Source organism: Chitinophaga oryzae (assembly GCF_012516375.2).
GTDB classification, from domain to species: Bacteria; Bacteroidota; Bacteroidia; order Chitinophagales; family Chitinophagaceae; genus Chitinophaga; species Chitinophaga oryzae.
In genome coordinates this window covers 660779-680787 of sequence record NZ_CP051204.2, presented here as the reverse complement: position 1 = coordinate 680787, position 20009 = coordinate 660779, and the positions used below count along the sequence as shown (strand labels likewise).

Annotated in this window: 13 protein-coding genes; 7 read left to right on the top strand and 6 right to left on the bottom strand. The window is 50.7% G+C overall.

Annotated features, from left to right (window positions below):
* Positions 1–25: 25 nt before the first annotated feature.
* The 4 genes from HF324_RS02805 (at position 26) to HF324_RS02790 (ending at position 6707) form a co-directional block, all read left to right on the top strand.
* Positions 26–3157, top strand: coding sequence for an efflux RND transporter permease subunit (locus tag HF324_RS02805; RefSeq protein WP_168809297.1), 3132 nt, complete (start codon positions 26–28; stop codon positions 3155–3157).
* Between the two features lie 18 nt (positions 3158–3175).
* A complete protein-coding gene (locus tag HF324_RS02800; protein WP_168809295.1) occupies positions 3176–4510 on the top strand; it encodes a TolC family protein in 1335 nt (444 codons plus the stop codon).
* A gap of 262 nt (positions 4511–4772) precedes the next feature.
* Positions 4773–5303: an RNA polymerase sigma-70 factor gene (locus HF324_RS02795; RefSeq protein WP_168809293.1), complete on the top strand. Its 531-nt coding sequence runs from the start codon at positions 4773–4775 to the stop codon at positions 5301–5303.
* Between the two features lie 30 nt (positions 5304–5333).
* Entirely contained in the window at positions 5334–6707 is a 1374-nt protein-coding gene (locus HF324_RS02790) for a S41 family peptidase (protein WP_168861878.1), read from the top strand.
* Positions 6708–6795: 88 nt separating this feature from the next.
* Here HF324_RS02790 and HF324_RS02785 read toward each other — a convergent pair whose 3' ends face one another.
* The 6 genes from HF324_RS02785 to HF324_RS02760 form a co-directional block, all read right to left on the bottom strand.
* A complete protein-coding gene (locus HF324_RS02785; protein ID WP_168809289.1) occupies positions 6796–7476 on the bottom strand; it encodes a beta-helix domain-containing protein in 681 nt (226 codons plus the stop codon).
* Between the two features lie 5 nt (positions 7477–7481).
* Positions 7482–8234, bottom strand: a complete 753-nt coding sequence (locus HF324_RS02780; protein WP_168809287.1) for a hypothetical protein — start codon at positions 8232–8234, stop codon at positions 7482–7484.
* A gap of 77 nt (positions 8235–8311) precedes the next feature.
* Positions 8312–9727 (bottom strand): beta-helix domain-containing protein, encoded by a 1416-nt coding sequence (locus HF324_RS02775; RefSeq protein WP_168809285.1) that lies wholly within the window; start codon positions 9725–9727, stop codon positions 8312–8314.
* A 93-nt stretch (positions 9728–9820) separates the two neighbouring features.
* On the bottom strand, positions 9821–13018 hold the full coding sequence (locus HF324_RS02770; RefSeq protein ID WP_168809283.1) for a TonB-dependent receptor domain-containing protein: 3198 nt from the start codon (positions 13016–13018) through the stop codon (positions 9821–9823).
* Between the two features lie 73 nt (positions 13019–13091).
* Positions 13092–14006 carry a FecR family protein gene (locus HF324_RS02765; protein WP_168861877.1) on the bottom strand — a complete coding sequence of 305 codons (915 nt, stop codon included), beginning with the start codon at positions 14004–14006 and terminating at the stop codon, positions 13092–13094.
* A gap of 157 nt (positions 14007–14163) precedes the next feature.
* Positions 14164–14796, bottom strand: coding sequence for a carboxypeptidase-like regulatory domain-containing protein (locus HF324_RS02760; RefSeq protein ID WP_246269666.1), 633 nt, complete (start codon positions 14794–14796; stop codon positions 14164–14166).
* 229 nt (positions 14797–15025) lie between these two features.
* Between HF324_RS02760 and prs the strand changes: the two genes are divergently transcribed.
* The 3 genes from prs to HF324_RS02745 all read left to right on the top strand — a co-directional run bounded on the left by prs (position 15026) and on the right by HF324_RS02745 (position 20006).
* Entirely contained in the window at positions 15026–15955 is a 930-nt protein-coding gene (gene prs, locus HF324_RS02755; protein ID WP_168809277.1) for a ribose-phosphate diphosphokinase, read from the top strand.
* Between the two features lie 142 nt (positions 15956–16097).
* Entirely contained in the window at positions 16098–16346 is a 249-nt protein-coding gene (locus tag HF324_RS02750; protein ID WP_168861876.1) for a hypothetical protein, read from the top strand.
* A 141-nt stretch (positions 16347–16487) separates the two neighbouring features.
* Entirely contained in the window at positions 16488–20006 is a 3519-nt protein-coding gene (locus HF324_RS02745) for a SusC/RagA family TonB-linked outer membrane protein (RefSeq protein ID WP_168809273.1), read from the top strand.
* The last annotated feature ends 3 nt before the right edge of the window (positions 20007–20009 follow it).

Below are 20009 nucleotides of genomic sequence, written 5' to 3'. Positions count from 1 at the left end.
CGTAATTCGTAATTCGTAATTAAAAATGAGTCTACCTTCATTATCACTCAAACGCCCTGTTCTGGCAATTGTGATGAATATCATCATCGTGATATTCGGTCTCGTGGGCTTTACCTTCCTTGGAGTGCGAGACTTCCCGGCCATCGACCCGCCTATCGTAAACGTACGTACGTCCTACGCCGGCGCCAACTCAGACATCATCGAAACACAGATCACCGAACCACTGGAGAAATCCATCAACGGGGTAGCCGGTATCAAAAACATATCTTCCAGCAGCAGCCAGGGCAGCAGCAATATCACCGTGGAATTTGAACTGGGTGAAGACCTCGAAGGCGCCACCAACGACGTGCGCGACAAAGTGTCGCAGGCCCTCCGCAGCCTTCCGCCCGATATCGATGCGCCCCCGGTAGTATCCAAACAGGACGCCAACTCCGACGCCATCATCTCCATGACGGTACAAAGCAACACCCGCAACCAGTTGGAGGTAACCGAATACGGCACCAACGTGCTGCTCGAAAAACTGCAGACCATCCCCGGCGTGAGCGCCATTCAGATATGGGGCGAAAAAAGATACGCCATGCGTATCTGGATGGACCCCGCCAAACTATCGTCCTACAGCCTCACCCCGTCTGATATACAGGCCGCGCTGCAACGCGAAAACGTGGAACTTCCTTCCGGTAAAATCGCCGGTAACGCCACCGACTTCACCGTGCGCACCTTCGGCCGCCTCTTTACAGAAGATGACTTTAATAACCTCATCATCAAAAACATCAACGGCAGCGAAATACGCATCCGCGATATCGGTCAGGCCGTACTGGGGCCGGAGAACGAGGAAACCATCCTCAAAGAATCCGGCAACCCCATGATCGCCCTCGCCCTCATCCCACAGCCCGGCTCCAACTACGTGGCCATCGCAGATGAGTTCTATAAAAGATTTGAACAGCTGAAAAAAGATATCCCGGAAGACTTCACCGTGAACATCGCGATGGACAACACCCGGTTTATCAAAAAATCTATCGAGGAAGTAGAAGAAACCCTGATCATCGCACTCACCCTGGTGATCCTTATCGTATACCTCTTCTTCCGCGACTGGCTCATGGCCCTCCGCCCGCTGGTAGACATCCCCGTGTCCCTGATCGGCGCTTTCTTTATCATGTACGTCTGCGGCTTTACCATCAACATCCTCACCCTGCTGGCCATCGTACTGGCCACCGGGCTTGTGGTGGATGACGGTATCGTGGTCACGGAAAACATCTATAAAAAGATAGAAGCCGGTATGCCCCGTATGCGCGCAGCACGCGAAGGGTCCGAAGAAATTTTCTTCGCCGTTATCGCCACCTCCATCACGCTGGCCTTCGTATTCCTGCCGATCATCTTCCTGCAGGGCTTCGTAGGGCAACTGTTCCGGGAGTTCGGCATCGTGGTGGCCGGCGCGGTACTGATCTCCGCTTTCGTATCCCTGACGCTCACCCCCGTACTCAACGTAAAACTGGGCCGCAAAACACATACCCACTCCTGGTTCTATACCAAAACAGAACCTTTCTTCCGCTGGATGGAAGACGGTTATAAAAACTCACTGGAATCGTTTATGCGTTTCCGTTGGGTAGCAGGATTGGTGATCGCCGGCTGCCTGGTCATGATCTATTTCCTCTTCAGGACGCTGCCTGCCGAACTGGCGCCACTGGAAGACCGCAGCCAGTTCCGCCTGTCCATTACCACGCCGGAAGGTACTTCCTTCGATTACATGGACGACTACGTGGACCAACTCACGAAATTCCTGGCAGACTCCATCCCGGAGAAAAAAATCATCCTCAGCGTTACCTCCCCGGGATTCAGCGGCGCAGGCGCGGTCAACTCCGCGTTCGCCAACGTCATGCTGACGGAGCCGACAGAACGCCAGCGTTCCCAGAAAGAAATCGTGAACATGGTGAACCGAAACATGATCCGGTACCCGCAGGGTAAAGTGTTCGCCATCGAAACACAAACCATACAGGTAGGGCGCCGCAGCGGCCTCCCTGTATCCTTCGTACTCGAACATATCAACTTCGATTCACTGACCCGCGTACTGCCCCGCTTCATGGAAGAAGTAGGCAACAGCCCCGTCTTCCAGGGCACCGACGTGGACCTGAAATTCAACAAACCGGAACTGCGTATTCACATCAACCGCGACAAAGCCACGCAACTGGGCGTTTCCGTACAGGACATCTCACAAACCCTGCAGCTGGCACTGAGTAACCTGCGCTACGGCTACTTCATCCGCAACGGTAAACAATACCAGGTGATGGGACAGGTGTTCCGTGCCGACCGCGACGATCCGATGGACCTGCAGAACCTCTACGTACGCAACTCCCGCGGCGAAGCCATCCAGCTCGATAACGTAGTCAGCATCGAAGAAGAAACCAGTCCGCCGATCATCTACCACTTCAACCGTTATAAGTCCGCCACCATCTCTGCCGGCCTCGCACCCGGCAAAACCATCGGCGATGGTTTGAAAGAGATGTACCGCATCTATAATAAACTGGAAAACGAGAAAATTATCGACGACTCCTACACCACCGCGCTCTCCGGCTCCTCCCGCGACTATGCGGAAAGCGGTTCCAACACTATGTTTGCGCTGGGCCTGGCACTCGTCCTGATTTATCTCGTACTTGCCGCGCAGTTTGAAAGCTGGATAGATCCGCTGATCATCATGCTCACCGTGCCGCTCGCCTTCGCCGGTGCCCTGTTGTCATTGTGGGTGTTTGACCAGACATGGAACATCTTCTCACAGATCGGGGTCATCATGCTCATTGGCCTGGTAACCAAAAACGGTATCCTGATCGTGGAATTCGCCAACCACCAGCGCGATGCCGGCCTGTCCAAAACCGATGCCGCCGTTCACGCTTCCGCGATGCGTCTGCGCCCCATCCTGATGACCAGCCTGGCCATGGCGCTGGGCGCCCTGCCGATCGCCATGTCGCTCGGCGCCGCGGCTACCAGCCGTATCCCGCTGGGTATCGTCATCGTGGGGGGCATCGTCTTCTCCCTTGTGCTCACCCTGTATGTAATTCCGGCCATGTATACCTTCTTCTCCCGTCATGGTAACAAATCAGAAGACAGCGATGAAGAAGAAAGACTGGAAGGCAAAGAAGAAGATGTAGCTGCCGCTCATGCATAAACCGTTATTAAATTTATTATGAAGAAATATATCACCAGCATCGGCCTCCTCTTTATCCTCATAGCGGGAAGTACGCCCGCTGCCTCCGCGCAGCAGCAGATACTTACGCTGGAGCAGGCCATAGACCTGGCGCTTAAAAACAATTTCTCTATCCGGCTGGCCAGAAATACCGCGGAACTGTCGGCTAACGATTACGCCTATGCGAATTTCGCCTTCGTGCCCCGACTCAATGCCACGGCGGGCACCACGTGGAATAACACCGCCACCAAACAGGAATTCGCCAACGGCACCAAAAGAGATACCAGCGGCATCAAAGGCAATAACATCAGCGCCAACGCCACCCTCAGCTGGACGCTCTTCGACGGCCTGAAAATGTTTGCTACCCGCGAAAAACTGGAAGCCATCAAAGGCCTCGGCGAACTGGCCATCAAAGACCAGATACAGAACTCCATCGCTACGGTGATCAACGGCTATTATAACATCGTACAACAGAAACAACAACTGATCGCCGTCCGCGAACAACTGTCTATCTCTGAAGAAAGGGTGAAACTCTCCGATGCCAAATTCACCACCGGCCTCGGTCCTAAAACAGACCTGCTGCAGTCCAAGGTAGACTACAACGCTCAGAAAGCGCTGATGCTGCGGCAGCTGACGCTTATAGAACAAAGCAAGGCGCTGCTGAACCAGCTGATGGCCGTTCCGGCCGGCGCTACCGGCTATGATGTGCCGGATTCCATCCCCATCAACACCGGACTGTCCTTTGTGGCCCTGCAGCAGAACGTCGCCAACAACAACACCGCCATCAAAGTACAGCAACAAAACATCAACATCTCTGCACTGACTATTAAAGAACGTCGTGCAGATTATTTTCCGGTAGTTACCTTCAACTCCGGTTATAACTACAGCCGCAATACTTCCAATGCAGCGTCCAACAACTTCAGCCCCCGGTTTAACCGCAACGGCGTATTTAACTACGGACTAACGGCGGCCATTCCCATCTTCAATGGCTTCAACGTAAAACGGCAGATAAAAAATGCCAGGATTGATTTTGATTTCCAGAACATTACGCTAGACAACCTCAAATCCCAGGTAGACCTGTCGCTGAACAACGCCTTTAAAGATTATGAATATTACAAGAAGGCGCTGGAGCTGGAAGAAGAAAACAACCAGCTGGCAGAAGAGAATATGATGGTGGCGCTGGAACGCTTCAAACAAGGCGTATCTACCACCATCGAAGTAAAACAGGCGCAACAAAGCCTGGAAGATTCCAATTACCGGCTGATACAGGCCCGCTACAATACCAAACTGGCTGAGACAGAACTGCAGCGCCTGAACGGCTCCCTGTTGCAGTAAGCTTTCACACAGAGACGCAAAGATTTTTGCCCGTATTTTTAAGAAAATTTAAGAGCGCAAAGCACGAAGGATAAAAAAGAAGATTAACTTATTATAAACTATAACAGATCTTCATTTTGTTCTCCGCGCTTTGCGCTCTTAAATTTTCTTAAAAATACGGGCAAAAATCTTTGCGCCCCGGCGTGAGAAATATTCGCGCCTTAACATTCCTGTAACATAGCCGGCTTATATTTATATCCGGATAATGCAAGAACCTCGAACTATGTCTGATAGCCCGCCTAAAGCACAATTTGAGAAGATTTTTGAGGAGAACAATTCAAAAGTATACCGGTTTGCGTTCAAGTTGACGGGCGATGCCAACAGAGCGCAGGAAATCACCCAGTTATGCTTTGTTCGCCTTTGGGAAAACATGCACCAGCTAAAGGAAGGGCAGGACGTATTTCCATTACTGTTCGTGTACGTCAAAAACCTGGTGATTGACGAAACGCGAAAACTATACCGCGAAAAAAAAGCGATGGCCAAAGTGGCCGATAACCAGTCAGCCGAAACCGCCAACAGCGGCGAAAAACTGCTGCTGCAAAAAGAGTTCAGCACTCATATCCACAAACTGGTAGAAAATATGCCGGAGCAACGACGCAATGTGTATATGCTCAGCAGAAGCCACGGTTACAGTCACCGCGAAATCGGTGAACAGCTCTCCATTTCTCCTGCTACTGTAAAGAATCACCTGACAGCCGCCCTGCAATATATCCGGAAAGAACTCACCAGCCATTTCGGCAACCATCACAGCTGATAAGCTCGTCATCCTGAAAATAACACCGCCATGCGATTATCCTACCGTCCTTTTCTCCTTGGCAGTATCGCACTGATAAGCGCCTGCAGCAAAAAAAATGATACGCCGGGAGTGCCGTCCGGCCCCGTCACACAGCAGGAAATCAACAATTGGGTACTGGACAGCATGCGTTATTTTTACCTGTGGAATGATCAGCTGCCGGCCAATCCCAATACCTCCCTGGAGACCGGGACTTTCTTCACCAGTATCAAAAACACGGCAGACAGGTTCTCCCTGCTGTACAACCCGCTGGATCCCGCCACCTATGCCAACGATATCCGCAGTAAATACGGCATCGATTACAGTGTTATCAGCTGGCCGCAACGGCAGGAAGGCGTTATCGGCGTCATTAAACTGGTGGTCCCCGGCTCTTATGCAGCAGCGGCAGGCCTCAAAAGAGGCAGTTATTTTACCCGTATCAATGAAACCAGTCTCACTGCCGGCAACGCTGCTACCCTCAGTGAGCAGCTAAGGACCACAGCCACCGGTACTATTACCCCTGCCACTGTCACAAGCGGCGCCATCACAGAAGGAGCACCTGTATTATTGCAGGTCAGCCGCGTAACGGAAAACCCCGTTTATGCGTCTGTGTTAGTATCTTCTTCGCCGCGCAAAACAGGTTATATTTTTTACAATGCATTCATCGACGGGTACAATAACAACCTGCTGGACGTATTCCGGAATCTTAAAAGCCAGGGTATCACCGAGCTGATCGTCGATATCCGTTACAATACCGGCGGCAGTCTCGCTGCCGCAGCCATGCTGACGGCGCTCATAGCGCCCGATGTCACAGAGAAGAGCACTTTTGTACAGTACAGCGGTAACCATCATCTTGGTTCCCGCACACTGGATTTCGCCACAGCGCTTTCCGTTCCGGAAAACGCGGACCCGGTCCCTTTCAGCGCACTTGCTTCCGCCCGGCTCCGCCTTCCCCGCATATTCCTGCTGACCGGCAGTCAGACAGTATCTGCAGCAGAGTTGCTGGTCAATAACCTCAAACCTTATACGAACGTCATCCAGATAGGAGAAACCACTGTCGGTAAAGATAAAGGCGCCATCATCGTAAAAGACATGCGCAGTCCCCGCCGCATCCCCTGGGTGATACAGCCTGTCACTTACCGGCTGTCCAACGCCAGCGGGAACGGGAACTACACGCAGGGCATCGTCCCTCAATATATGATCGATGAAATGTCCAGGCAACCGTTGTTGCCGCCGGGAGATGTAAATGATCCGCTGGTTGCGAAAGCGCTGGCCGTCATCAACGGCGGCGGCAGGGCATCTGTGGAAAACACGCCTGTATCCCGACACTATTATGATGCGGGGCAACAGGCGGCCATAAACAGCATGGTCATCATTCCAAGATAGGGGAGAGAGAAAGATTGGGGCTAACAAACCTACATCTTAATGAATAAGCAGTAAAACAGGGTTTTCCGTAATATTTTTTACAAACGGCTTATCGCAGCTTTCCGGTTTTGAGGTCTGACCGTTCTACGGGTAAAGCGTGTGTGGACACGGACTCCGTAACAGTCCTGCTACCTGCGCCCATCAACAATATGCCGCCATCGAAACCTTTGCCGGCAGCGGGGTAATAATCCAGGCGCAGGTGCCTGATCACCCCTGAGCTATCTTCCGGCAGGTTACCACCAAAAGTCAGCTCGCGAAAGGGAGCAAAACCCTTTCTCACAGGTGCCCGCCCCAATATCAACAGGCCACTGGGACCGTGGCCGGCCACTTTTTCCACCCGCATCCGGATGGGTAGCGCCGCAGTACCTTCCGCCACAATATGCGCCCCGCGGGTAATGACCAGTCCACCGCTGTAGCGGCCATCCTTTTTATTTACCGCCGTGGGCAATATGTTCACCACTGCGCCGGCTTCCACCCGCAGGGTTGCTTCGTTGGCCACATACACCCAGCCATCAATATACCAGGGATGGCTGGCAGTCAACAGCGTATGTGAAGCAATTACCTGTCGTAAAGTGTCCGACACAGGGATAATTTCCATTTTAATTTCCTGCGTTGCAGCAGGACTTACCACATCATTCTTTTTGCAGCCCGCGGTGATAACAGATAAACTGCTTAACCCATACCAGAGGTAGGGCACAAAGCGGGTTATGTATTTATGGGCGGGATGCATAAAAACTAAAGTTCTATTTCATTAGTCATGATAGCGCCGTTATTGTCATCAGCCACGGTGGTAATCTTCGACTTGCCGGCAAGATTGTCTCCGGTAAAAACAAAAAACTCAGATCCATCAGGCTGCAGCACCACCTGCCCGGTAGCAGGATCTATTAACTTTGCTGCATAGGTATACACATGCTTGTTATCATTCACGGCTCTCATCCTGATAACAGCAGACAACTTCTTTCTGGTCCATCCTTTTACCACCAGGGGGTAATCAAAGATCTCCCCGGAATCAGGATCTGCAAAAATAAAGGCCAGGTCATACTTTTCGAGGGGATAGAAGGAAGCGCTTAAATTGTTGAATAACTGAACATCAAATGAATCAACGGGTACTGAACCACCGCCACCACTGCCTACAAATCCCTTCAGCCCCAATTCTGCGCTGTACGCAAACCGAAACTGCTGCGTACTGTTAGCAGCAATAGTAATCATTGTATCTGCAAGCAATTCCTGCTTACCGGCATCGTAGGCACTCAGTTTACCCTGTTTACCTGCCGGAAGAACAAAGTGGCTTCCATCGCCCACCGCCCTGATGGTATCCAGCTGTTTGCCATCAAAATACATCATGATTTTGGGAGTATTGGGAAGGTTTAACAAGGTAATGCTGACCTTACCGAAGTAATGCTCTTCGGGCATTTCACCCTTACGGCAGGAAGCCAGGAAAACGATAACAGTTAAAAGGAAAGGCAGGCGCTTTAATAACAGATACATATTCAAAATATTAACAGAAAAAAGATGATCATCACGTATAGCGGACCTCCGCTATACGTGATGATGAATAAAAATTATTACAGGATGGTCCAGCCGTTAGCCCAGGTAGTGTTTCCGGTAGGGAAAGCACCAGCAGCTTTGGCAACAGACAATGTCTGCGGAATGTAATTGCTGATAGCGCGGGTAGCGGCAAACGGAGCTGCCAGCTTGATGTTTGCGTTCGGATCAGCGTTGATGTAACCTTTGTTGGTAGTACCCAGCGGAGTAAATGCAGCAAAGGAAGTGAAGTTGATCTCGGTAGAGAACGGATATACGTAAGCGTGTACGTAGTTGTTGGTCAGGGTAGAAGTACCGGCGTCATACTTGGTTTTGGTATTAGCACCGGAAGCAGGTTTCTGCGTATCCAGGGAAATACCATAGTTGAAGCCCAGGAAGATAGAGTTGTTAACTGCAAACTCAGCATTTCTTCTCAGGTGAGCAGCGCGGCCATATTTACCAGTGCCTGAAGGCAGACCATTGGTGATAGAAGCAGCAGTTGCGTTAGGCTGACCAATGATAGTGACGTTGTTGTAAGTAGGGTGGGTGTACGGAGTTACCGCGTCACCGTTAGCGTTGTTGTCGCTTTCAAAACCGTTGGACTGGCTCTTATCAGCGCGGTTAGGATCAGATACACCCAGAGCATAGGAGATAGTACCGGAATAACCGTTGTCAGTATCAAACATGTCGTCCAGCGCGTCGATAGCCAGCAGGTGAGAAGCGTTTACAGTACCGCCGAAGAATTCGAAAGCGTCGTCTTTGGATTTGTACACTTCAACATAGTCGATGATAGTATTGCTACCAACACCGGCCAGTGTCAGACCATTCAGTTCGTTGTCTGTGGACAGTTCGTAACCAGCGTACTGAATTCTTACATAACGCAGCGTACCGGAGTTGTCAGCAGGTACATTGTTGGCAGGACCGCCGTAAGTAGCATCAGCAGGAGGAGTACCGGTGATACCTTCTACGGTTACAGCAGCAGCATGGTTGGTAGGCGCTTTACCCAGCAGTACCAGACCACCCCAATCGCCGGACTGAGGAGCCGCTTCGTTGGAAGTAAAGATGATAGGATCAGTAGCAGTACCGTCAGCGATCAGTTTAGCACCGCGGGTAACGATCAGGCCACCGCCCGGAGTACCAGGGTTGGTACCGCTCGCCGGAACACCTTTAATACCTTTGATCACTGTTCCGGCTTCAACTGTTACTACAGCGTTGTTGGCCACATATACCAGACCATCCAGTTTGTAGATTTTGCAGCTTTTCAGGGTGATGTTGGAAGTGATTACACCAGTGATGGTGCTGTCACCGCAGGTGCCGGAAGCACCGGAAGGACCACCGGCCACTACTGCACGGTCATTGTTTACTACGTTGTTGTCTTTTTTGCAGGAAGTACCTAACAGCATGCCCAGCACGGTTGCTGCTGACACGAGGGTTACCGCTAAGGGTTTCTTGTTCATGGGATTTTTACTTTTTAAAGTTTAAACAAATGAATAAGGAATGAATGATGAATACCTGATCAGGGTATATTGGCGTGTATGCGCGCAAAAAGTTTAGAATCTATAACTGAAGGTGGCACTATAAGTACGCCCGGGCGTGGATTTGAAATTAACCCAATCCTTACCCGGCGTGTATTTCATGTCAGATTTATTCGGCGCCTTTCCGTCCTTTATTGCATTCGCCTCCTCCTCCGAAAACTGGTTCCGGTAGATGACAGAATAACTATTCAGCAGGTTTCCTACGTTCAGTTTTAACTCCGCCCGCTGCTTCAGGAAACGAAAACCCACCTGCGCATCCATCGATTGTAAAGGACGTTCCATCAGAGAATAGGCATAAACAAGGTTCGGCAGAAATACCCGGTTGGTGACAGAATTATAAGCCAGACTAACAGACACCGGGTTCATGTCGTAATAAATACCAGCGTTCACCATAAAATTGCTGGCCCCCATCTGCGGACGTTTCTCTTCTTCTCCGACGGTCTCCTTTACACTTACCTTCATTGGATTGGCAGGGTCAAACAGGCCGGTATTCAGTGTCATCCGTTTAACGGTTGCGTCCAGATAGGTGAAGTTGCCATAGAGGGTAATATTACGTAACACAGGCACACGGGTAAAAGCAAGCGATTTTCTCACCTCCAGCTCCAGGCCATAATTCTTTGCCGATTTACTATTGTTGAGCTCAAAGCTGTTGAGCAGGTCCTTCTGATAGATCTCCATCGGATAAGCAAGGTCTTTATAGAAAAAAGAGGCGGAAAGAACTTCACCAGGCCCAGGATACCATTCATACCGGAAATCTATATGCTTAATTGTAGTAGACCTTAACAGCCCGGAGCCATACTCGCCACCCAGCTCAAAATCATACTCCTGGAAAATGGACAGCTCCCGCAGGTCGGGACGGATGATACTTTCTGAGTAAGCCAACCGCAGATTCATGGAGGGAGTGAGTGCGTAAGTAAGATTGGCAGAAGGGAAGAAGCGCCAGTTGGGTTCCCGGCTCAGCAACTCCGAATAATCATACTCTTTACCCGGCTCACGCTTGTATCTCCGGAAAATAGAGTCGATATTATCATTTACTTTATTCAAATTATAGTACTCAGCCCTTAAACCCCATACCAGTCTCCACTTGTCTCCAATTCTATTATCAAACATCGCAAACAACGCATGTAAAGATGCAGACCGGCGTTTAAAATTATCGCCGAAAGAACTCAACTCCACACTTACATTATTCTCAGGTGTAAATGCCTTATTCAGCGGAATATAGTTTGCATTTTTATTCTCAAAGCTTGATTTGGTATTGAGTACAAAGAACAGCCGGTCTTTGCTCCATCCGGCATAACCACCTTTGAAAGTATTGTCAAATTTCACACTCCCCGCATTGAATTTAAAAGGAACTGACACAGCAGCATCCCAGTTGTAGTTGTTTTCCAGGGCGCGGCTCCACCATCTTAATGCGCCTTCCGAAAAATTACTGCCCACAGTAGAGATATTATACTCATTCCTGCCTGCGCCTTCCGCTTGTTTGTAATCGGCCAGCATCATATGATTATCAGGCTTTTGCCGGTCCAGCTTCAGGTAACTGCCACTCCATTTCAAACGAACTCCGTTACGGCCGATGGCATGCTCCCCTTTCAACTGATTCTGCCACAAAGATGTTTGCATAGCAAGATCAAACAAACCCAGTGTATTGTCTGAACCGAACTTTCCGTTCTGGCCGGTGCCGAATATCAACTGCTGGTCCAGCGTACGCAGATAGAGCGACTGAAAACCAATTCTGCTTTTCTCTGTACGATATCCTACTCCCAGCATGCCGCCCAGGTTGGTCACGAAACTGTGACGCTGGCCTTTGAACAACAAATCACGCTGGGCCTGATTACCTTCTATCTCCGCAAACCCTTCTCTCCCCAACACAATATCCTGCGTGGAAAACGTATTACGATAGCTCACCGCAGCCACCACCCCAAATTGCTGACCGGCATTACTGCGCAGCACACGGCCGAACGACGCCTGAAAGCTGGGAGAGATCGGTGCTTTAAGTTTTGTTATAGCCCAGTTATTATTGAACAGGGCAGAATTTTTTCCTTCTTTTTCGTAGTGGTCCACAATGTCATATTTATCTTTCCAATCCAGTGTACCAAACAGATACCGGTGTTTGGCCGCACTGCCCCTGTATTCACTACCACTCAGCGGCAAAGCGTAAAAATCTTTCCCTGTTGTTTTATCATTATAACTCCCGCCTACAGACAGGTTCAGGAAATTTTCCGCAGGAATGTCCAGCGTATTCACATCTACCAGGCCGCCGCCAAATTCTGCGCTGCGGTCAGGCGTGATGGTTTTTATCACCGTTACGTTTTCCACTATGTTGGAAGGAATGATATCGAAGCTGAAGTTTTTCCTGTTCAGCTCCGTGCTGGGCATTATCTGCCCGTTGAGCATAGCCTGGTTGTAGCGTTCGCTCAAACCGCGCACAACCACGTATTTATTGTCCATCGTCGCCAGGCCGCTCACACGCTTCAGTACTTCGCCCATGTTTTTATCCGGTGTACGGGCGATCTGTTCGGCACTGATGCCATCGGTGATGGCCGCGTTGTTTTTTTGCAGGGCGTACAACCCTTCAATGGATGCTTTGCGGTAGTTGCCGGTCACGGTTACCTCTTTCAGGCGGGAGCCGCTGTTTTTCAGCACCACGTTCAACGGCACAATCTCTTTTTCTTTTACCGCAATCTCTGTCACCTTCCTCGACTCATAGGAAATAAAACTGAAACTGAGGCTGTATACACCGGGCGCCACTACCAGCTCGTAGCTGCCGTCTACATTGGTGATGGTACCTTGTCCACCTTGCGCGGCTACAGTAACGCCGGGCAACGGCTCATTTTTGGCATCCACCACTTTCCCGCGGATGCGGCCATGGGTCTGGATAGCAGGCAAGGGCGCATTACCCTTGCGCAGGGCTATCACATTGTTTCCGGACAGTTCGATGTCCAGCGGCGTATGCTGATCAATATAGCTCAGCACTTCTCCCAGCGGCGTTCCGGGGAAACGCGCTTCGCTGACAGTACACTGCTGCAGGTATTCCGGATCATAAATAAAGGTATAAGGCGTTTGTTGCTGTAATGCTTTCACAACAGCCGCCGCATTGGTCCTGCCCAGCTGCAGCTGCACCTTGTCGGAAAGGGATTTGTAGGCCTGTGCCAGGACCAGCATAGGCGTTAGTGGAACGAAAAAAAACAACAGGATCATCACACGACATGACATACTTTCCCCTGTACAAAATCTGTGGGTAGATTTTTGCATAATGTATTCTTTATTTTAAATGGACTGTAGTTAGCTATTTACTGTGTGTCTCGTATGTAGTGTCGTTAATCCGTACGAATGAGATATCATGCACATAACCTAATGTGGCCAGAATTTTTTCGAGGGACATATCCCTGCTGAATTCACCAGAAATTTTCTTTTTGCCCAACGACGGATCATCCAGGACTATCCGGCAGCCATAACGCTGCTGTAGCCGGGCTAACGCATCCGCCAGCCGGGTGTGGTTAAAATGAATTTTTCCTTTTTTCCAATCGAGCACATCGCTCTTTTCAAAGTTCGTCAGCTGCGGCTGCCGGCCGGCTGCATAGTTCAACATCTGTCCCGGCAGCAGTACTTCGTTAAACGAATCGGGTTTACTCACGGCCACTTTCCCTTCCAGCAGGCTGATCTGAATACTGCCGTCGGCCATATTGGAAGTGGCAATATTAAAGACCGTACCCAGCACGGTGGTGGTCAGGTGACCGGTATGTACGAGGAAAGGCCGTTTCTCATCTTTAGTAACCTTGAAATAAGCTTCACCATGCAGCCATAACTCTCTCGATTCCTGGTTGTACCGGTTCTGATAGATAATAGACGAATGCGTGTTAAGCCAGACTTCACTGCCATCCTCCATGGTGAACAATTGAATGTTGTCGCTGGTATTGTGCAGGGTGTCCCATTTCACAGCTACCGGCCGTACTGCGGTACGGTGTTGCCAGAAAAAGGCGATGGAAACAATAATACCGATGACGGCCGCTGCGGCAGCGCCATACCAGAACTTATGTACCCGGGGCTTCGTCACTACCGGCGTATTCGCCTCCTCCCATTTTTCCATCATAAATTCATCCAGCAGCATCGTGTCTGCGGCAGAAAGCCAGCTTTCAACCTTCGCCGCTTCCTGCGGTGTACATTGCCCTTTAAAATACTTTTCTAGTAGCTGTTTATCCATATTCCCGCCCCCTGTTCAGGGTATTTACGCAAAGAGTACGTCCGGGAAATAAGATGTTCCTAGTCGATTTTACAGGTTAACAATTTGGTAATATATATCGCACAAAAAACCCGGAACAGAGATGTTCCGGGTGTTATTTATGAAGAAAGATGATGGATCATTTGTTCCCCTTTTGCCGCTGATAGTCTTCAAACGACTGCTTGATAAACAACAGCAGGTCATATTCGGACGCATCGTTCAAAAACTGGTAACCGGGACGGTACTTATGCATGAAAGTATCCAGCTCGGGAGACTGCAGCTTGGTCATTTTAGTCACCAGTTCGGGAGAATAACGGTAATCGATATACTTTTCTTTCTCCCAGTATTCCAACTGCTCCCGGAACTGCTCCTTGCGCTTACGTGTTTTGCTGGGCACAAGATAGGTTAAAGCGGTGATGGGATTGACCGGCAGTGTCTTCAGCACGTCCAACGCCCCCGGCTTCTTGTAATTGAAATAACGCCCGTACTCCTGACGCGTGGCCAGTGAGTCTTTGGTATGATTGATCCCTTTTACATTGACGCCCTGCAACTCGAACATGCGCCGCTGCAGGTAAATATCCTGCGTGGTGGACATGCCCGGCGCCACTATCTGACGCTGCGCATAACTGAGCATCGAAAACTCGATGGTGTCGCCCGGCAGGGCTTCTATATAATAACGTCCGCTCTCACTACTGAGCGTACCCGTCATCGTCCTCTTGTTAACGATGGAAACAAATGGCAAACCCGTTTTAGTCTCCTGGTCAGCCACCATACCAGACAATCTCACCTGTGCAGATGTATGCTGTTGGCAAATGAAAAAGAAGAAAAACAGTGCTCCGGTATATGCTAAAAAACGAATCATGGACGTACTAATCTATCAAATTTAACGTTCCACCCGCTAATGAAAAGTTAAAAAAGCGGGTATGTGACAGTGCTCGACGGCAAAAATATTAATTATCAACCTTATAAATAGCTTATTTTTACCTCAATTCACCATTATCATGCCACAGAAGATCATTTTTGCCACACAGCACTACCAATACCTGAAAGACCGTATCCTGTCACTCCCCGACGCGCCCTGGGAAAACGGGCAACTGGACATCCGGGATTTTCCGGACGGAGAACACTATCACCGTATTGTCAGCGAAATCAGCAATAAGGAAGTGGTCCTCATCGGTGGCACCATCGACGATAAAGAAACACTCGAATTATACGATCTTGCCAGCGGTTGCATCCAGCTGGGCGCACACTCCCTTACGCTGGTCATCCCTTTCTTCGGCTATTCCACCATGGAAAGAGCAGTGAAATACGGCGAAATCGTGAAAGCGAAAACAAGAGCAGTACTTTTCTCGTCACTTCCCAATACATCAAGGGGTAATCGCGTCATGCTGATCGACCTGCACGTGGATGGCATTACCTGGTATTTCGAAAATGATATCCGTCCTGTACATCTCTATGCGAAAGATTTTGTAAAAGAAGCAGCGATGGAACTGGCTGGCGGCCAGCCCTTTGTACTCGCCAGCACCGATGCCGGCAGGGCCAAGTGGGTGGAATCACTGGCTAATGACTTTCATGTACAGGCCGCCTTTGTCTTCAAACGCCGCATCTCTGGCGAGGAAACCGCCATCACTGCTATCAGCGCCGATGTGAAAGACAAAATTGTCATCATTTACGATGACATGATCCGTACCGGCGGATCCCTGCTTCACGCAGCAGAAGCCTACCGCGATGCCGGCGCCCGCGATATCTATGTGATCACCACACACGGTATCTTCGCCGGCAACGGGTTCCGGAAAATCAAAGACAGCGGTATCATCAAAGGCATCGTCTGTACGGATACCCACCCCAATGCACTCCTGATCCATGACACATTTCTGCAGGTGAAGTCCGTCGCCCAACTTATCGTGAACGCCATCAACGCCAAGAGCTAACCGCCGTAAAACAGCCGGTGTACTTATTTTCCAGCCTGCCGCTTGGCAGGCTATTTGTTTTACCGCCATTGTGCGGATGACTGTGGCATAGCTTTTCACGCCGCTGCAAACCTTTGCGGCACATCGTATCAGAAAAGAATCAATGCTGGATTTTCGTATAAGCGACTACGGTAGTTGCAGCTGCCGGAACAGGGCAGCCCTCCGGGAAGAGGCAGGCAGCAAGCCGTCCCGCAGGGAAATTATCCTGTTCACCGCAACAACAGCAGTGAACAACGGGTTCGGAATGCTAACGATGCACGCAGGCAGGAAAACCGCAGGACACTGTCACATACAGGCGATGAAATCTGTGGAGAAGCGTTTACAAAAGTGGGCATTGCTCACTACGAAATGAGGAAAAACCTGATAAAATCAATTTAAGCCCATTGTAAAAGGGCTTTTGATTGTATTGTTATTTGATATGTATTGTCCAGATAACAATAAGCAGTCTGAAAGAACTGCAAAAAAAATTTGTAACCAAATCAAGCACTATACAATGAGAAGCCATGTACTAGCCTGGTCGGGGCTGTGCTATGCCTTTTTCTGCTATACCCCCAGCAGCGCATACACGAAACCCGAAAGGTATCTCATCGTTCAGCAACAGCCTGCTGATACTACCGTTCCGGTTGTAATCAAGCCCGCTGCTGCCGACACTGCCGCCAAGCCCCGGCAGGATACCACCAGAAAACCCGCTCAGGATACGTCCAAACCCGCACAGGATACCAGTAAACCTGCTCAGGGCGCCGCCGTCCCTAAACAGGACACCGCCGCGAAACCCAAACAGGACACAGGCCTGATCCTGCCGCCGGACGATGCCACGATAAAAAAAGAAATAGGGCAGTTTACGCTCAACGGCCTCGTAAAAGACGATAAAGGCACGCCCGTTCCCGGTGCGCTCATCCGTAACAAAACAGCCGGCACCAACGCGCAGTCCGATCCTGAAGGCAAATTCACCGTCAAAGCAAAACAAAACGATACGATCACGATAACTTCACCAACGTTCGGAGACCAGACGATCATCGTGGAGAAAAAAGAACCGCTGACAATTACGCTCACCCCTGTCAATGCCAACAAAAAAGTATTGGGAGAAGTAGTGGTTACCGCCCTCGGTATCAAGAAAAACCCACGCTCCGTAGGTTATGCCATGCAGGAAGTCAGCGGCAGCTCCGTGCAGGAAGCCAAAGAAGTGAACTTCGTCAACGCCCTCACCGGTAAAGTACCCGGCGTACAAATCAATACCAACACCGGCTCCATGGGCGGCTCCTCTAAAATCACCATCCGTGGCGTAAAATCCATTCTCGGTGATAACAACGCCTTCTTTGTGATAGACGGCGTACCCATGCAAAACAACAGCACCAACGATCCCGGACAGCTCAACGGCGGCGGCGGGTACGACTTCGGCAGCCCCCTGCAGGACATCAACCCGGAAGATATCGAGAACATCTCCGTATTGAAAGGCGCTGCCGCCACTGCCCTCTACGGCAGCCGCGGCGCCAACGGCGTGATGCTGATCACCACCAAAAAACGCCCGGACGCGGAAAAAGGCATCGGTGTCACCTACAGCCTCAACGCGCAGATCGACCAGGTGTACAAACTGCCTACCTACCAGAATATGTACGGCGGCGGTGCAAGCCCCCGCTTCGATACGCTCTATTACAACGAACACCCGGAAGCCTTCCTCAACGAACAAAGCGCTGCCTATGATGATAATAACGGCAAAGGCCGCTATGATCTCATGCCGCAGTACTATGAAGACGCCTCCTGGGGACCGCGCCTCGACGGCCGCCTCGTACGCCACTACTGGTCATGGGACAAAGACAAGGGCAACCCGCTCTTCGGTCAGACAGCCCCCTGGGCAGCCCATCCCAACAACGTGAAGGACTTCTACCGTACCGGCTTCACCCTGACGAACAATATCTCTATGGCCGGCAGCAACGATAAAGGCGGCTTCCGCCTGTCTTACGGCAACATGAACCAAAGCTTCGTGCTGCCCAATGCCACTACCAGCCGTAACAACCTGTCATTCAACGGTAACTATGAAGTGACCAAAGGCGTAAGAGCAGTAGCTTCCGTGAACTACGTAGGACTGAAAGCCAAAGGCCGTCCCGGCACCGGCTTTACCGGCCCTAACCCCGCCCTGCAGTTCACCATGTTCGGCCAGCGCCAGCTCGATATCGAAAAAGAGAAAAACTATAAATACAGCGACGGCTCCCAGATCACCTGGAACCGTAAATCATGGGACGATCCCGCGGTACAGTTCAGCAACGGCCCGTACTGGAACCGTTACATGGACTACGAAACCGACAGCCGTAACCGCCTCTTCGGCTACGCCGGCGTAGACATCGACGCCAACAAATGGCTCTCGTTCACCGGTCGCGTATTCATGGACGATTACAACACCCTCGAAGAAGAAAGGACCGCCAAAGATTACCTCATCGGCGGATACATCAAAAGGGTACGCACCTCCCGCGAAATGAACTACCAGGTGACCGCCGACATCAAAAAAGATTTTGGCAAGGAATTCCAGCTGAATGCCAGCGTGGGCGGTAACATCATGCATCGCAAATGGACCACCACCGGCGGCAGCACCCAACAGGGCCTGCTGGTAAAAGACGTATACAACCTAAACAACTCCGTACAGCCAGCTAAAATCATCGATGAGTTCTACGAAAAACAAATCAACTCCGTATTCGCTACCGCCAATCTCGGTTATAAGAACATGCTGTTCCTCGACCTCACCGGCCGCAGCGACTGGAGCTCCACACTGCTGAGCGGTAACAACCAGTACTTCTACCCGTCAGCATCCCTGTCTTTCGTGTTCTCTGACCTGCTGAAAGAATGGAAATGGCTGACCTTCGGTAAAGTAAGAGGAAGCCTCGCTGCCGTTGGTAACGACGCCGATCCTTACCGGATCTACGATACCTACGAATTCCAGCCGCCTTTCGGCAACTACCCGATCACACAGGCTTCCGGCACCAAATATACCAGGGACCTGAAACCGGAACGTACCACAGAAATAGAGACCGGCGTGGAACTGAAATTCCTGGATAATCGTATAGGCGTAGACTTTACCTACTACCGCCGCAGGACCAAAGATCAGCTGATCTACCTGTCTCTCCCGGCTGCTACCGGTTATACCACCGCCTATGCAAACGGCGGAGAAGTGGAAAACAAGGGTATAGAAATTGGCCTGAACCTGAATCCCATCCGCCTGAAAAACGGCTTCCGCTGGGATATCAACGCCAACCTGGCCCGCAACCGCAATAAGCTGATCAGCATGAACATCGATCAGTATAATACGGACCTTCCTGTGTATCTCATCGGCACCGACCGCCGTACGCAGAAAGTATCTGTGGTAGCCATGGTAGGCCAGCCGCTGGGTACGCTCATCGGTACTGACTATACTTACCTCAACGGAGAAAGAGTGGTAGACGCCGCCGGTCACTACGTACCAACCACCAAGAGCGTTCCGCTGGGCAATGCCTACCCGGATTACGTGGGCGGTGTGACCAACACCTTCACTTATAAAGGCATCTATCTGTCTGCCCTGGTGGACTTCCAGCATGGCGGCAGCTTCTTCTCCTACACCAACCTGTACGGAGAGAAATCCGGTCTGCTGCAGACCACCGTGGAAAACAATATCCGCGAAAACGGCATCATCGTGCCGGGCGTAACGGCAGACGGCCATCCCAATACGGTTAAAATCACCGCTCAGGACCACTTCGCCGCCAACGGCGGTAATGTGATCAGCCGCGCCAATATGTACGATGCCAGCTATATCTACCTGAGAGAAGCGAAAATCGGTTATAACCTGCCGGAATCCTGGTACAAAAAGATTGGCGCCCAGAGTGCCCGTCTCTCCCTGTATGGCCGTAACCTGTGGCTGATCAAGTCCAACGCGCCTAACGTGGACCCGGCCAACATCCTGAACTCCTCTTCCAACATACAGGGGATCGAAGGAGGAGCATTGCCTTCGCTGCGCTCCTATGGTTTAAACCTGAATGTATCATTCTAAAAT

Bases quoted from the DNA above. Each gene is read 5' to 3' on its own strand.
- HF324_RS02805 (WP_168809297.1), top strand. From the start codon at position 26: ATGAGTCTACCTTCATTATCACTCAAACGCCCTGTTCTGGCAATTGTG.
- HF324_RS02800 (WP_168809295.1), top strand. From the start codon at position 3,176: ATGAAGAAATATATCACCAGCATCGGCCTCCTCTTTATCCTCATAGCG.
- HF324_RS02795 (WP_168809293.1), top strand. From the start codon at position 4,773: ATGTCTGATAGCCCGCCTAAAGCACAATTTGAGAAGATTTTTGAGGAG.
- HF324_RS02790 (WP_168861878.1), top strand. From the start codon at position 5,334: ATGCGATTATCCTACCGTCCTTTTCTCCTTGGCAGTATCGCACTGATA.
- HF324_RS02785 (WP_168809289.1), bottom strand. From the start codon at position 7,476: ATGCATCCCGCCCATAAATACATAACCCGCTTTGTGCCCTACCTCTGG.
- HF324_RS02780 (WP_168809287.1), bottom strand. From the start codon at position 8,234: ATGTATCTGTTATTAAAGCGCCTGCCTTTCCTTTTAACTGTTATCGTT.
- HF324_RS02775 (WP_168809285.1), bottom strand. From the start codon at position 9,727: ATGAACAAGAAACCCTTAGCGGTAACCCTCGTGTCAGCAGCAACCGTG.
- HF324_RS02770 (WP_168809283.1), bottom strand. From the start codon at position 13,018: ATGTCATGTCGTGTGATGATCCTGTTGTTTTTTTTCGTTCCACTAACG.
- HF324_RS02765 (WP_168861877.1), bottom strand. From the start codon at position 14,006: ATGGATAAACAGCTACTAGAAAAGTATTTTAAAGGGCAATGTACACCG.
- HF324_RS02760 (WP_246269666.1), bottom strand. From the start codon at position 14,796: ATGGTGGCTGACCAGGAGACTAAAACGGGTTTGCCATTTGTTTCCATC.
- prs (WP_168809277.1), top strand. From the start codon at position 15,026: ATGCCACAGAAGATCATTTTTGCCACACAGCACTACCAATACCTGAAA.
- HF324_RS02750 (WP_168861876.1), top strand. From the start codon at position 16,098: ATGCTGGATTTTCGTATAAGCGACTACGGTAGTTGCAGCTGCCGGAAC.
- HF324_RS02745 (WP_168809273.1), top strand. From the start codon at position 16,488: ATGAGAAGCCATGTACTAGCCTGGTCGGGGCTGTGCTATGCCTTTTTC.